The 13,981-nt window shown below is 37.3% G+C and carries 17 protein-coding genes; 13 read left to right on the top strand and 4 right to left on the bottom strand.

Annotated elements, in window-relative coordinates:
- Nucleotides 1-73: 73 nt before the first annotated feature.
- On the bottom strand, nt 74-1,192 hold the full coding sequence (locus J0M15_12480; GenBank protein ID MBN8537862.1) for a Glu/Leu/Phe/Val dehydrogenase: 1,119 nt from the start codon (nt 1,190-1,192) through the stop codon (nt 74-76).
- Nucleotides 1,193-1,301: 109 nt separating this feature from the next.
- The gene (locus J0M15_12475; GenBank protein MBN8537861.1) at nt 1,302-1,919 is read right to left on the bottom strand and encodes a hypothetical protein; all 618 of its coding nucleotides are present in this window, start codon (nt 1,917-1,919) and stop codon (nt 1,302-1,304) included.
- Between the two features lie 460 nt (nt 1,920-2,379).
- On the opposite strand from J0M15_12475, the gene J0M15_12470 reads away from it, so the two are divergent.
- Nucleotides 2,380-2,901, top strand: coding sequence for a site-specific integrase (locus tag J0M15_12470; protein MBN8537860.1), 522 nt, complete (start codon nt 2,380-2,382; stop codon nt 2,899-2,901).
- A 6-nt stretch (nt 2,902-2,907) separates the two neighbouring features.
- Here the strand turns inward: J0M15_12470 and J0M15_12465 are convergent, their stop codons facing one another.
- Nucleotides 2,908-3,261, bottom strand: coding sequence for a hypothetical protein (locus tag J0M15_12465; GenBank protein ID MBN8537859.1), 354 nt, complete (start codon nt 3,259-3,261; stop codon nt 2,908-2,910).
- A 210-nt stretch (nt 3,262-3,471) separates the two neighbouring features.
- Between J0M15_12465 and J0M15_12460 the strand changes: the two genes are divergently transcribed.
- From J0M15_12460 to fabF, 10 genes are all read left to right on the top strand, one after another.
- A complete protein-coding gene (locus tag J0M15_12460; GenBank protein ID MBN8537858.1) occupies nt 3,472-4,182 on the top strand; it encodes an ABC transporter ATP-binding protein in 711 nt (236 codons plus the stop codon).
- Nucleotides 4,175-4,933, top strand: a complete 759-nt coding sequence (locus J0M15_12455; protein ID MBN8537857.1) for an ABC transporter permease subunit — start codon at nt 4,175-4,177, stop codon at nt 4,931-4,933. Before J0M15_12460 ends, J0M15_12455 begins: the two co-directional genes overlap by 8 nt.
- A gap of 73 nt (nt 4,934-5,006) precedes the next feature.
- A complete protein-coding gene (locus J0M15_12450) occupies nt 5,007-6,020 on the top strand; it encodes an ABC transporter substrate-binding protein (protein ID MBN8537856.1) in 1,014 nt (337 codons plus the stop codon).
- Nucleotides 6,021-6,151: 131 nt separating this feature from the next.
- Nucleotides 6,152-6,715, top strand: a complete 564-nt coding sequence (locus J0M15_12445; GenBank protein MBN8537855.1) for a DUF177 domain-containing protein — start codon at nt 6,152-6,154, stop codon at nt 6,713-6,715.
- Nucleotides 6,716-6,854: 139 nt separating this feature from the next.
- The gene (gene rpmF, locus J0M15_12440) at nt 6,855-7,079 is read left to right on the top strand and encodes a 50S ribosomal protein L32 (protein MBN8537854.1); all 225 of its coding nucleotides are present in this window, start codon (nt 6,855-6,857) and stop codon (nt 7,077-7,079) included.
- 12 nt (nt 7,080-7,091) lie between these two features.
- Complete coding sequence (locus J0M15_12435) at nt 7,092-8,093, top strand: ketoacyl-ACP synthase III (protein MBN8537853.1); 1,002 nt, start codon at nt 7,092-7,094, stop codon at nt 8,091-8,093.
- A gap of 13 nt (nt 8,094-8,106) precedes the next feature.
- Complete coding sequence (fabD, locus tag J0M15_12430; GenBank protein MBN8537852.1) at nt 8,107-9,066, top strand: ACP S-malonyltransferase; 960 nt, start codon at nt 8,107-8,109, stop codon at nt 9,064-9,066.
- Nucleotides 9,067-9,099: 33 nt separating this feature from the next.
- Nucleotides 9,100-9,840 carry a 3-oxoacyl-[acyl-carrier-protein] reductase gene (gene fabG / locus J0M15_12425; GenBank protein MBN8537851.1) on the top strand — a complete coding sequence of 247 codons (741 nt, stop codon included), beginning with the start codon at nt 9,100-9,102 and terminating at the stop codon, nt 9,838-9,840.
- A gap of 128 nt (nt 9,841-9,968) precedes the next feature.
- Nucleotides 9,969-10,205, top strand: a complete 237-nt coding sequence (locus J0M15_12420) for an acyl carrier protein (protein ID MBN8537850.1) — start codon at nt 9,969-9,971, stop codon at nt 10,203-10,205.
- 5 nt (nt 10,206-10,210) lie between these two features.
- A complete protein-coding gene (fabF, locus tag J0M15_12415; protein ID MBN8537849.1) occupies nt 10,211-11,476 on the top strand; it encodes a beta-ketoacyl-ACP synthase II in 1,266 nt (421 codons plus the stop codon).
- On the opposite strand, the gene J0M15_12410 is transcribed toward fabF, so the two are convergent.
- Nucleotides 11,473-11,925: a hypothetical protein gene (locus J0M15_12410; protein MBN8537848.1), complete on the bottom strand. Its 453-nt coding sequence runs from the start codon at nt 11,923-11,925 to the stop codon at nt 11,473-11,475. The genes fabF and J0M15_12410 overlap by 4 nt on opposite strands.
- Before the next feature lie 111 nt (nt 11,926-12,036).
- Between J0M15_12410 and J0M15_12405 the strand changes: the two genes are divergently transcribed.
- Together J0M15_12405 and J0M15_12400 are read left to right on the top strand one after the other, a co-directional pair.
- Nucleotides 12,037-12,558, top strand: coding sequence for an RpiB/LacA/LacB family sugar-phosphate isomerase (locus J0M15_12405; GenBank protein MBN8537847.1), 522 nt, complete (start codon nt 12,037-12,039; stop codon nt 12,556-12,558).
- 81 nt (nt 12,559-12,639) lie between these two features.
- Nucleotides 12,640-13,887: a serine hydroxymethyltransferase gene (locus tag J0M15_12400; GenBank protein MBN8537846.1), complete on the top strand. Its 1,248-nt coding sequence runs from the start codon at nt 12,640-12,642 to the stop codon at nt 13,885-13,887.
- Nucleotides 13,888-13,981 lie beyond the last annotated feature (94 nt).

Raw genomic sequence — 13,981 nt, 5'->3', positions numbered from 1 at the left:
TGACTTTCTCCTGTTTAGATCAAGATTCGATGATCCTCAGGACTTCGTCTTTAGTCAATAAAGTTCTTTCTTGCTACCTGTTATACACTTCTTTGAGTGTTGTAAAGGAGCGACTCGATTTTCCAGGATGTCTTTGCTTTAATTTTCCTATGGTTTGAATTCGATCCTCAGCTAGCCGATCTGCCGCCAGATGAGTCCCTATTTTTTCTTTTTTAGAAATTTCAAACACCCTCATTAAATTTTCATAAACTTTTCTTGTTTTTTCAAAGGCTCTATCGGGAGAATAGCCCTCAAGTTCAACAAAGACATTCATCAATCCTCCTGCATTTACCACATAATCAGGGGCATAGAGAATTCCTAATTCTTGTAAAGCATTCCCGTGTTTAGATTCAAGAAGTTGATTGTTAGCACCCCCACAGATTATTTTAGCCTTAATAAGCCCCAGCGACTGATCATTAACCACTCCCCCTAAAGCACAAGGAGCTAAAACATCACAATCAGAATAAAGAATTTTATCGACATTGGTCTCAATTAACTGTGGGTATTGAGCCAAGAGCGCTTTTACTTTATCAGGATCTATATCTGCAATAATAACCTGAGCCCCCTCAGCTACTAAGTACTTTACTAGATTTGATCCCACATTTCCAAGACCCTGAACAGCGACTCGCAAACTTTTTAAAGAATCCAAATTAAACTTTTCTTTGACGGAAGCTTTTATCCCCATCAATACCCCATGAGCGGTATAGGGCGAAGGATCTCCTGATCCACCATAATCTTTAGGAATTCCTGTAACCCAAGGAGTTTCCATAAAAATATATTCCATATCTTGCTCACAAGTTCCCACATCTTCAGCAGTAATGTATTTTCCATTTAAAGAATTAACAAAGTGACCGAAAGCTCGAAATAGACCTTCTGATTTATTTTTTTTTGAATCACCGATTATCACCGCTTTGCCGCCGCCCAGATTTAAACCAGCTGCCGCCGCTTTGTAGGTCATTCCCTTTGACAATCTAAGAACATCAATGAGTGCTTCTTCTTCACTTGCATAATTCCACATTCGCGTTCCTCCAAGGGCCGGCCCCAGAGCTGTATTATGAAGAGCGATAATGGCCTTTAGTCCGACCTCGGCATCGTGACAGAACAATACTTCTTCATGGCTACCAAATTTGATAATTTCTTGAAAAATTCCCACATTTCCTCCTTAGAGTTTTTACTTGAGGTGAAAATATGTAGGATCTAGAGCAAAAATACGAGTGTTATTGCATTGTGCTAGATTAGTTTTTTCAGATGAATTTTACAGACTACTTAGTTTTAAACCAAACCACAAAAATAGTGATCAGAGCTAAAAATAAAAAACAAACCAATAATAAATTAATAGTTTTTTTAAAGTGATGATAGTTTTTTTGAGAAAGAGCTAGTTCCGTCTTCGTCTCACTAACAAGTGCCTTTAAGGCAACAATTTCTTGCTCCAATTTTAAGGATAGTGATTTTTCAAGGTCTTGAGTTTGCGCAAGAGCCAGACTTTTAAATTCCTTCTTCAATACATCCGTATCTTTTTGTAAAAAATAAGCTGCATTTAAGCCAGGAATTTGCTCCTGAAGACTCATATACCACTGCAAAGCTCTATAAATATGAGGTGGTGCGGACTCTTGCTCCTCAGCCACCCACCGAGACCAGGCAGATGGGTCCACAAGTAACAACTGAGACATCTTTCTCTGGGAGAGATTCAGCTTCTTCCTAACCGTCTCTAAATTCCCAATTTGTTTTTTAATGACTTCAACCTGAGCTTCAAAATGGAGCCTATCTTTGGATTTAATTTTTGCCTTATTTTCTGTAAAATCAACATGTTGAGCAACGATTGGATCATTTTCGAAGTTTTTTTCGTTCAAAATAGGTAATATTTCATTAGAATTAGTCATTTTTTAACTCCAAATAAGCCGTGATTAAAGCCAAACAAATCATGCCCTCGAATTCAGGCTCCCATCTTCAAAACCTCAAGTCAATGTTGTAAAACACATTTTTATATTGCATATTACAATATATTACGGTGCATCTTGCAATATCGTTTAATTTTAGAAATTATTGTTTCATTTTAACTATTTGAAATCATTGGTAAATATTAAAACCATACCCTGATATCCCTTTTTTCGATGTGCACTAAAGCTTATAGTTATAAGCTTTAGTGTTAACTATCTGATATTACTACATATTTTATACAGTCTGTTTTTAAATAAGGAGACGTTTTTGCTTGTATCGCACATAATGCAATATGTCATTGACAGTTTAAAAAATGAAATTTCCCACTCGCGCTCTATATGCGGAGAGTCGTAGACTTGCTTCTAAATCTAGTTTTATGCTTTGAAGTCTGGAAAAATAAAAATGAAGTATCAACTAAATAAAAATAAATACCTCCTCGCTCCTGAACTTGAAAAATTAAATCAAATCCTTCAAACCTATGAAGCTCAAGATATAAGAAACTGCCTTCTGATTCAGTTAGGTTTAAAAACGGGGGCCCGCGCCCAGGAGCTATTAAATATTCAAAAAATAGATGTGAACCTTTATGACGAAACCGTTTTTATTAGAGGCATCAAAGGAAGTAACGATAGGGAAATTCCACTACCCTCTTTGATTTTCCTTCAATTGAAGCTTTTTATAGAAAAACTAGAAAACAAAAAACTATTTGATATCACTTATGATAGGCTTTATCAGATCTGGAACCATTACCGGCCGGTAGAAAAGAAATTTCACTGTTTACGACACACTTTTGCAATTCAATTGTATAAAAAAACAAAAGATATCCGTTTAGTACAGGTAGCCCTAGGGCATAGAAATATTACAAACACGATGATTTATGCAGATTATGTTTATTCTCAAGAAGAGTTAAAAAAATTAATTCTTTAAATTTTATTACTGCTCAAGCTCTTTAAGTTCTTTAGCTACCCGATGTTGATTTTTGCGCTGATTTTGCGTCTTCGCTTCACCTATTTCTTTGTTGAACTTCAAAAAATTTTCATTTGATGGGGCCGCATAACTTTTCTGTGCATTCTCAACAACAATTAATTCTTTAGCTTTAATTTCCTGCCGACTTTCCGCCGAAACTAAATTTTCTTTTTCAGTCAGGGCTGCTGCATTCACCTGTTTTTTAAATTGCCGGTGAAGTTCTTTTTGCTCTTTAAGATCTTCATTAATAATAGAGTTAAAATCAGTTACTTTTGCAGATGCTAAACTTTGTATCAAAATGACACACAGTAAGTACTTCATAAAATCTCCCTCGCTCCGTCTCGTTAATATTATAGTTCTATTCCTATACAATTTAATAGGTTGCAAATCAGATTCCATTGTTTCCTGGCTTCAAGTCTAACCTAGTTTAATTCATAGTTATTTTTCTCTGTTTTTAAAATATGATGATGACATCTGACTAAGTATTTTTCATTATCAGCTCTCGGCTATACGCATAGAAAGGGATAACCTTTGATTGCTATTAATCATGTTTTTAAAACCATAAAAGGAAAAACTTTGTTTAAAGACTTCTCCTTATCGGTAAACAAAGGAGAATTTATTTCTATCATTGGCCCTTCAGGGTGTGGAAAATCTAGTCTGTTGAGACTTTTGGCTGGGTTAGACTCTCCCTCCAAAGGCGAAATTATTTATCCAAAAAATATTAAGATTTCATATGTTTTTCAAGACGCGGCCCTGATTCCTTGGCTAACTGTTTTAGAAAATATAAATTTAGCAATTCCCTTTGCTTCACCTCAGTTAGAAATTTCATCTAAAAATAAAATAGAAGAAATTTTAGCCCTGGTTAAGCTCTCTGGTTTTGAGTCTTATTTTCCCCATGAACTTTCTGGAGGAATGAAAATGAGAGTATCTATCGCCAGGGCTTTGGTTAGTGATCCAGAGCTTTTATTGATGGACGAGCCCTTCTCATCCCTTGATGAAATTGTAAGAAATGAACTGCAGGACGACCTATGGGATTACTGGGATAGAAAGAAAATTAATATTTTTTTCGTTACTCATTCCATCAGTGAGGCTGTCTTTTTGAGTCAAAAACTTTTAATTTTTAACCGTCAAACCATCGAATATAGCCAATGCCAGAGCCAAAGAACTCCCTTCTTTAGACTCAATCCTCATTATTTAAATGAAGTTTCTGAGTTCTCAAACAGGTTAAGAAGTTATGTGTAAAAAAATATTTCCCCCTTTTTTAGCTTTTATTTTTTATTTTTCTCTTATTGAAGCCTTTTCTTATTTGGAAATAATAGATGCCCAATTATTCCCCCCCCTAAGTCATCTTTGCAAAACCTTCATTGCCGAGTTTTCACAGTTTTATTCTGCTTTTAAAGAAACCTTCTTTCACAGCTTTTTGAGTCTTGCTTTTAGTTTTATAATTGGTCTCAGCATGGCTTTGTTGTTTTCGTCATTTAGATTCCTCAAGGAAATGATTTTTCCCTATGCTATTTTTTTTCAGACAGTTCCCATTATTGCCATAGCGCCTCTTTTTGTTATTTATTTGGGATATGGAACTCCTACTATTTTAGCATCAGCCATATTTGTAAGTATTTTTCCAATTATAGCCAATTCAATTATGGGCCTAAATAGCACCAAACAAGAGTGGCTAGATCTTTTTAAAATTTATAAAGTTTCTCCCTTAAAAACTTTATTTTTCTTAAAACTACCTGCGGCCTATCCTTACATTTATTCGGGTATCAAAATTTCAGCAGGGCTCTCTGTCATCGGCGTGATTGCTGGAGAATTTGTTGCCGGAAGTGGATTAGGAAGTCTTATCGATTCAGCTCGAACCCAGCAACGAATTGATATTGTCTACACTTGTCTTCTTTTGCTGGCACTCATCGGATTGTTTTTTATTTTACTGCTTAAATTCTTAAATATGTTGATCCAGAAAATTCGTCCCTTTGATTTAAGTTTAAAAGATTGAATCTCTCCCTTTTGACTCGCGGCTATAAATGGAATCTTTGCAAATTAAAAAAATCTGAAGCACTCTTTTAATTATGAAAAATAAATATTTTACGCAATTCAAGTTTACATTTAGATTTCCTTTATTTCCTCTATTTCCTTTCCTTTCTTTGGTTCCTTTTTTCTTTTATGCTTCATTTGATAATAAGGCTTTTTCTGAGCCCTCAATCCAACAGGCAAAATCCATTCAATTAGCATTAAATTGGCTCCCTGAACCTCAGTTTGGTGGCTTTTATCAAGCTCTTGTTTCAGGAGAGTTCGAGAAAAATAAACTCAATGTGGAGCTTTTGAAAGGCGGATCCGGCACTCCTACAATACAAATGTTAGCTAAAGGGGTTGTTGACTTTGCCCTTGTTTCTGCCGAAGAGATCCTTTTGTCTAATGATAAAAATCACAGGAATCAAGTCATCGCTTTATTTGCAACGTTTCAAGTGAATCCGCAAATCCTTATGTCACACAAAGAAAGAAATTTTAAAAATATTTCTGATCTTCTGCAAAGCGATGGTTACCTTGCCTGGCAATCAGGTTTAAGTTATTCTTTGTTTTTAAGAAAAAAATACCCCCAGTTCAAAGTTAAGATGGTTCCTTATTTAGGGGGGTTAACTCAATTTCAGAAGGATAAGAATTTATCTCAACAGGGATTTATTACGAGCGAACCTTTGGCTGCAGAAAAAATGGGAATAAAAATAAATACTTTTTTGGTTTCAGATGAAGGATTTAATCCCTACACTACTGTTTTAGCTGTAAAAAAAGATTACTATCTAAAAAATAAAGACCTTGCCGAACGTATGGTTAAGTCCGTTCGTAAAGGTTGGGAAAGTTATTTAAAAGATCCTACTCTTGCAAATAATAAAATGAATGAATTGAACACTTCCATGGATAGGGAAACTTTTGAAAGAAGCGCTAAATCCCAGGAAAATTTGATACATTCAGATGGGACTTTAGGCGCCATGAACTCAGACAGATGGAAGAAATTGATTTTACAAATGAAAGAGCTTAGCTTAATTAAAGGCAACCTTAAAGCTGAAGATCAGTATTTAAATCTATAATCTTTACCTAAACCTCTATCTCTTTGACTTTTTTGAAGATTTCTTTTAGCTGTAGAGTCCGTTCAGCAGTTACTCTTATGCGTAACAGCTGAAGACCGTTATAGACTCCACTTAGGGCTAAAGAGGAAATGATGAAGATAAATTTATTTGAAGTAGCAGATGAAGGTAAAAATTACAAATATTCGAATGAGACAGCGGAGGTCACTGAGGCCTTATCTGATCTTATTGGAAATAATGTTTATGAAACTGATTTTTTCATTCGCCCATTGAACTCTAAAGACTTTGAACTTAAGGGATGGATAAAAACCAAGTCAAAAGAAATTTGTTCCTATTGTGGAGTGGGGATACAGTTTCCAGTCCACGTGAAATTCCATGAAATTCTAATACCCCCTCAAGAAATGCCTAGGGATGGAAAATATTCTAAACCAAATCATTTTACTGAAACTGAAACCACGGGACCCGATTGTGTCGAGTATCAAGAACAGATGAAGTTTGATATCGGTGAGTACTTGCATGAAACGATAGCTTTGAGCATTCCTTTTAATCCTGCTCCCGAGTTAAATTCCAAAGGTGAATGCACAGATTGTGGTCAAAATGTAAGTCACCTACTTCAGCTTTTTTCCGTTCCTGTAACGGAGACCCCTGGGGAAGCTAATCCCTTTTCTGTTTTAAAAGATCTGAAAATTCAAAAATAATTAGACTTCTTTCAGAAGAATGGTCATGGATTAGTCATGGAAAAAATTACCTTTTGCGTTATTAATTTGTAAGTAATATTGATTTCTTATTGAAATTAAGACATTAATTCTTCCTTTAGCTAATATTCAAGGAGTTACAATGCCTACACCAAAGAAAAAGACCTCACGATCAAAAAGAGATATGCGCAGATCCCATGATGGATTAGAATTACCAGCTGTTGGTTTTGATAAAAAAACGGGTGAATTTCATAAACCCCATCACGCTTACAAAGCTGATGACGGAGCTTTTTATTACAAAGGAAAGCAAATCATTCCTCCAAAAGTTAAAAAAGAAGTTCAAGAAGAAGCTGCTACTAACGAATAACAAAGGAATTTCATGTCAGCCATTGGAGAGTTTAGATCCAAAGTAGCAGGGATTGGTTCTTATTTACCAGAAAAAGTTCTTACAAATTTTGATTTAGAAAAAATGGTAGATACCAATAATCAATGGATTGTTGAGAGAACGGGCATCGAAAGAAGACACCTAGCTAGCGAGTCGGAAGCCACTTCGGACCTTGCCTACCAAGCAGCAATAAAGGCTCTTGCCATGGCAAATATGGACGCTAAAGATTTGGACATGATCATCGTGGCCACCGTTAGTCCAGATCAAATGATGCCTTCTACTGCTTGTGTTTTGCAAAATAAGTTAGGTTGTAAAAATATTTTTTCTTTCGACTTAACCGCTGCCTGTTCAGGATTTGTTTATGCCTTGTCTGTTGCTGATCAGTTTATCAGAACGGGTATGTATAAAAATGTTCTTGTGGTTGGCGGGGAAGTTTTGCATCGTTTTGTAAACTATAAAGACCGCGAAACCTGTATTTTGTTTGGAGATGGAGCCGGAGCCTGGATTCTATCAAGAACCAACAAAGAGGATGCAAATATCATTTTCAGTTCTCATCTTCATGCTGATGGCAGTCTTGGAGATTTATTCGTGCTACCCGCAGGTGGATCTAAAATTCCTTTTACGGAAGCTGTTTTAAAGGCCGAGTCCCAATACGTGAAAATGAAAGGTCGAGAAATTTTTAAAAATGCAGTGAGGACTCTCACCGACTGTTGTCATGAAGCACTTAACGCTAACGAAGTTTCCGCGAGCCAGGTTGATTGGCTAGTTCCTCATCAAGCAAATCTAAGAATCTTAGAAAGCGTCGCTGATTATTTTAAATTTCCAAAAGAAAAAGTCGTTGTCAGTCTTCATGAGACCGGAAACACTTCGGCAGCCAGCATCCCTGTAGCCTTTGATTTAGCTTACCAACAAGGAAAGATCAAAAGGGGACAACTTATTTTGTTAGCCGCATTTGGAGCAGGATTAACCTCTGGAAGCATTTTATTACGATTTTAAAAAAAAGGATTCTATGCCCGTCTTATTATTTCCAGGACAAGGAAGCCAGGCCCCGAAAATGGGCGAGTTTTTGTATCAAAATTTTCAAATTGCCAAAGACACTTTTACAGAAGCCAGTGAGGCGATTGGTTTAGATTTAGCCAAACTTTGTTTTGAAGGTTCTGAGTCTGAATTGTCCTTAACTGAAAATACCCAGCCCGCTATTTTATGTGTTTCTATAGCCACCTTTCGCGTTCTTAAAAACGAAACAAACCTTACAATTCAGGCGGGAGCAGGACATTCCATCGGAGAATATGCCGCCCTCGTTTCCGCAGGTACCCTGCCTTTTTCCTCAGCTATGAAGGCCGTCAGAACCAGAGGGCAGGCGATGCAATCATCTGTTCCTGTTGGAGAAGGCGGCATGATCGCTGTACTTGGCCTGGATTCCGAGCAAATCAAATGGCTTTGTCAATGGACTGAAAAAGAATCAGGTTATTCCCCTATTTCTCCTGCCAATTTTAATTCACCTGGGCAAATTGTTGTTAGCGGATCAAGCAAATGCCTGCAATGGCTGAAAGAAAATTTTAAGCCAGACCTGATTCCAGGAGCACCCAAAAGAGCCAAGCTAATTCCCTTGAATGTTTCAGCCCCATTTCATTGTCAGCTCATGAAACCAGCCCAAGAAAAAATGGCTCAAGTCTTAGATCAAATTCCATTTAGAAACCCAACTTTTCCGATTATTCAAAATTTCAGGGCTCAATTGGTTGATGATCCCATCGAACTTAAAAGTAACTTGATTTCGCAGGTTTCAGCTCCTGTGCTTTGGACACAAACAATGGAACTGATGCTTAATAAAGGATTTACTACGGGGATTGAGTGTGGTCATGGCCAAGTATTAAAGGGACTATTTAAAAAAATGGATGCTGAGCAATTTAGAATTTATTCAACACAAAACAGTGAAGATTTGAACCTTATAAAAAACAATCTTAGTTAAAACCCTCTCTCTATAAAGAAATGAAGGATAAATATGTTATTAAGCGGAAAAAGAATTATTGTCACTGGTGGTAGCCGCGGTATTGGGGCCACCATCGTTCAGGTTTTAGCAGAAAATGGTGCTCAGGTGGTCTTCACCTATAGCTCCAAGGAAGAATCTGCACAAAAAGTTTTAGCCTCTCTCAAAGGTGAAGGACATTTTTATATACAAATGGATGTCGCCAATGAAACTTCCGTTACGAAAGGTATTGAAACTATATTTGAAAAGTGGCCTGATATAGACGGATTGGTAAATAATGCGGGTATCACAAAGGACTCTCTCCTTTTAAGAATGAGAACAGAAGATTTTGATCAAGTCATTGCAACGAATCTTAAAGGGACTTTTTTGCTTACCAAACACATCTCTAAATATTTAATGAAGGCCAGAAAAGGTTCCATTGTGAATATCACTAGCGTGATTGGACAAACAGGAAATGCGGGACAATCAAATTATGCTGCCTCCAAAGCAGGTACTATTGGTTTTAGCAAATCCATCGCCCTGGAATTGGCGTCTAGAAATGTGCGAGTTAATTGCGTGGCTCCTGGTTTTATTGCTACGGAAATGACACATGTTCTGAGTGATGACGTTAAAAGTAAGATCATGGAAAAAATTCCAATGCAAAGAATGGGTGACACCAAAGATATCGCTCATGCTGTAAAATTTTTATTAAGTGACGAAAGCTCTTACATCACTGGCCACACTTTAAGCATTAATGGTGGCATGTTCATGGAATAATTGTTTTATTGGTCTATTTGATTTATTTTATTGATAATTCAAAATTTTAAAAATATAAATGCAAAAATTATTAATTCTAACAAAAAACGAGGAGAATTATGGAAATCGAAACCACTAAGGAGGCAAGCATGTCATTAACCCCAAAGATCAAAGATATTATTGTTGAGCAATTAAGTGTTGATCCAGAAAAAGTAAAACCAGAAGCATCTTTTATCGATGACTTAGGTGCAGATAGCTTAGATATTGTTGAGCTTGTCATGGCTATGGAAGAAGAATTTGATATTGAAATCCCTGATGAAGATGCTGAAAAGCTTAAAACCGTACAAGATGTAACTAAATACCTAGAGACTAAAGGTAAACTATAATCTCTATGACTTCTCGTTTCGAAAAGCCATCTCAATCCGTCAAAAGAGTTGTTATTACTGGCTTAGGAGCATTGAGCCCAGTAGGTCTTAATGCTCAAGACACTTGGACCAATGTTTTAAAAGGTCAAAGTGGTATTAGTAAAATAACTAAATTTGATACGACGGGTTTTGATACGCAAATTGCCGGTGAAGTAAAAGGGTTTAATCCTGATCTTTATATTGAAAAAAAAGAGCAGAAGAAAATGGACACCTTTATTCATTATGCTATTGCGTGTGCGAAAATGGCTTTAGAAATGTCCCAGTTAAAACTCACTGAAGATCAACTAAAGAGAACCGGTGTTTTTATTGGTTCTGGCATGGGCGGATTGCCTATGATTGAAGAGCAATTAGAAAAACTGAGAACCCGAGGACCTGGAAGAATTTCGCCCTTTTTTATACCCGGAGTTATTACTAACTTAGCATCGGGACAGGTTTCAATTGCTATTGGAGCCAAGGGACCGAATTACTCAATTACTAGTGCTTGTGCCACAGGTGTTCACTCCATCGGAGAGGCTTTCAATTATATTCGTTACGGTAAATGTGATTACATGCTTGCTGGTGGCGTGGAGGCGACTGTTTGTGGCTCTGCTGTCGGTGGCTTTGGCGCCATGAGAGCTCTTTCAACCAAAAATGACACCCCAGAAAAAGCTTCAAGACCCTTTGATAAAGCACGCGATGGATTTGTTCTCGCTGAAGGTGGAGCTGTGTTTGTTTTAGAGAGCCTTGAAAGCGCAGAGAAACGTGGTGCCACTATTCTTTGCGAAATCAATGGCTATGGAGCTAGTTCAGATGCAAGTCATTTTACCACACCCGCCCCCGAAGGGGATGGCGGAAGAAGGGCCATGGGCAATGCTCTTCTAGATGCTCAATTAAAACCAGATCAAATTTCATATATTAATGCCCACGCGACTTCAACGCCCGTAGGTGATGGCCTCGAAACCTTAGCCATTAAAAATTTATTCGGTGATCATTCTAAAAAAGTCTGGGTTTCTGGCACAAAGTCAATGACAGGACATCTTTTAGGAGCGGCAGGAGCTCTCGAAAGTGCCTTTTGTGTTCTCGCCATTCGAGATCAAATTGCTCCACCAACGATTAACTTAGAAAACCCGAGTGATGAGTGTACCTTGGACTATATACCTCATGAAGCACGTTCTGGAAAAATCATCCACACTTTAAACAATAGTTTTGGTTTTGGCGGCACCAATGGTTGTTTAATTTTCTCAGCTCTTTAATTAAATTTAAATTCACCGTTTACATAACTAAGAATCTGGATCTCATTGTTCGTACCCTCAATAGAAGAACGATTTGTCTTGATAAGCAATGCTCCTTTGGAGCTAACTGAAATAAGTGGTCTATTGTTTTTGCTTTCCATATCTAAATTTAAATCATAATGGGTGGATAAAACATAATTTTTTGGTCCGACAGATCCAATAATCATCAGATTGTACTTTGTATCTGATTCTATTTTTTTTAAGATAACGGCATGAACATAATCAAACTCTTTAGGCCCTTTGATGGTATAGACATTAAAGATAAGCTCATCTTTTATATCCTCCCACAAACGGGAATAACTTTTCCGATGAGGGTTTCTTTCAACATGAGAAGGCACTGAGGAAAAAGAAACCTGACAAAACAAATAAACTGAAAACGCTAAAACTACTGAAAACACTGAAACTTTCATTTTAAAGCTCCTAAAAACCCTCCCCTGAGGAAAGATCCTATCACAGAGATTTATTTTTTTCCATTTTTTTCAACTTGCGATTAAGACTTTATAGTTTTAGGATCCTGACAAATGGAGAAGGTAATGACTCTTTTTATTGGCTGCGATCATGGTGGTTATGAGCTCAAACAATCAGTTCTGTCGTTTTTAAACTCATCCTCAACAGCGCCGTTTGGCACTCTACAAATTAAAGATTTTGGATGTCATAGCCAAGAGTCAGTCAATTATCCTGAATTTGCCGATCTTGTTTGCCAGAGTTTACTAAAGAACCTCTACGAAAAATCTGGGAATTTACCTTTGAAAGAGACCCTAAGTGTCAACGATGCTTTAAGTTTTGACAGTTTAGGTTTGCTAATCTGTGGCACGGGACAAGGGATGGCTCTCAAAGCCAACAAATACAAAGACATTCGAGCCGCCCTGGTTTGGAATGAGGAAATCTCAAAATTGGCAAGGGAGCACAATAATGCAAATATTTTGTGCCTTCCTGGCAGATTTATGACTTCTGAAACAGCCATTAGTTGTTTAATTCATTTTTTGACCACCCCCTTTTCCAAGGGAAGACACTCTGAAAGAGTCAAAAAAATAAACCTATAGTTTTTCTAAAATGCTGTAGCATGTATTGATTCATTTTCAGTTTAGGACCAAGATGTCTTTTTTATTTCAACGGGGGTATTAATGATTGAAAAAACTCTACTTTATGAGGCGGATCCAGAAATAGGTAAATGGATTTTGGCCGAAGAGTCCAGACAGCAAAACGGTCTGGAAATGATTGCATCAGAAAATTATACTTCTTTAGCCGTGATGCAGGCCCAGGGCTCAGTTTTAACTAACAAGTACGCTGAAGGTTACCCCCATAAACGATATTATGGAGGCTGTCACAATGTTGATGAGATCGAAGCTATCGCCATTGAGAGAGCTAAAAGAATTTTCAACTGCCAATTTGCAAATGTTCAGCCTCATTCAGGCTCTCAAGCCAATATGGCCGTTTATCTAGCCGCTGTAAAAGCCGGAGAAACCATCATGGGAATGGATCTATCCCATGGAGGCCACTTAACCCATGGAAGTCCGGTCAATTTTTCTGGGATTTTGTTTCACCCTGTTTCTTATAAATTAGACCCTGAAACAGGGCGGCTAAATTATGAACAGATAATGAAATCGGCCCTTGAACACAAACCTAAACTTATTATCGCAGGCTATAGCGCTTACTCAAGATTTTTAGATTTTAAAAAGTTTAAAGAGATTGCTGATGCCGTTGGAGCTAAGCTCTTGGTAGACATGGCCCATTTTGCAGGTCTCGTGGCCAGCGGACATCATCCTTCCCCCTTTCCCTATGCTGATTTTGTTACCTCCACTACTCACAAAACCCTACGAGGTCCCCGTGGCGGTCTCATCCTTACAAACAATGAAGAGTCCGCTAAATTAATAAATTCAAAAATATTTCCTGGAATCCAAGGTGGACCTCTTGAGCACGTTATCGCCGCCAAAGCCGTTTCCTTCGGAGAGGTTTTAAAACCTGATTTTAAGGATTATATTGAAAATGTAATAACCAATGCTAAAATTCTGTCTGATATTCTTATTGAACGAAAGATGGAGTTGGTAACAGGCGGAACTGATAACCATTTGTTACTTCTGGATTTAAGTCGCACTCCTGTCACTGGCAAACAGGCTGAAATAGCCCTCGACGAAGCCGGAATTACCGTGAATAAAAATACAGTCCCGAATGAAAAACGATCCCCTTTTGTAACAAGTGGGGTTCGCATCGGCACACCCGCATTAACAACCAGAGGCATGGGCGCCAATGAGATGAAACAGATAGGGAATTGGATCGCTGAAATCATAGACAATATTGAAAATGCAGATCTGCGATTTAAAATCAAAACCGAAGTGAAAAATCTTTGTTCCAGATTTCCTTTGCCCTACTAACAAAAAATCTTTCTTTTTTTGTGAAATTCCTAACCTATGGTCTTGAAGGGTAAAGAATTTTATTTTAATCACGATAAGCATTCAGTTAGGATTA

The organism is Deltaproteobacteria bacterium (assembly GCA_017302835.1).
Classification (GTDB): domain Bacteria; phylum Bdellovibrionota; class Bdellovibrionia; order Bdellovibrionales; family Bdellovibrionaceae; genus UBA2316.
This window is presented reverse-complemented; position numbering and strand designations above follow the sequence as displayed.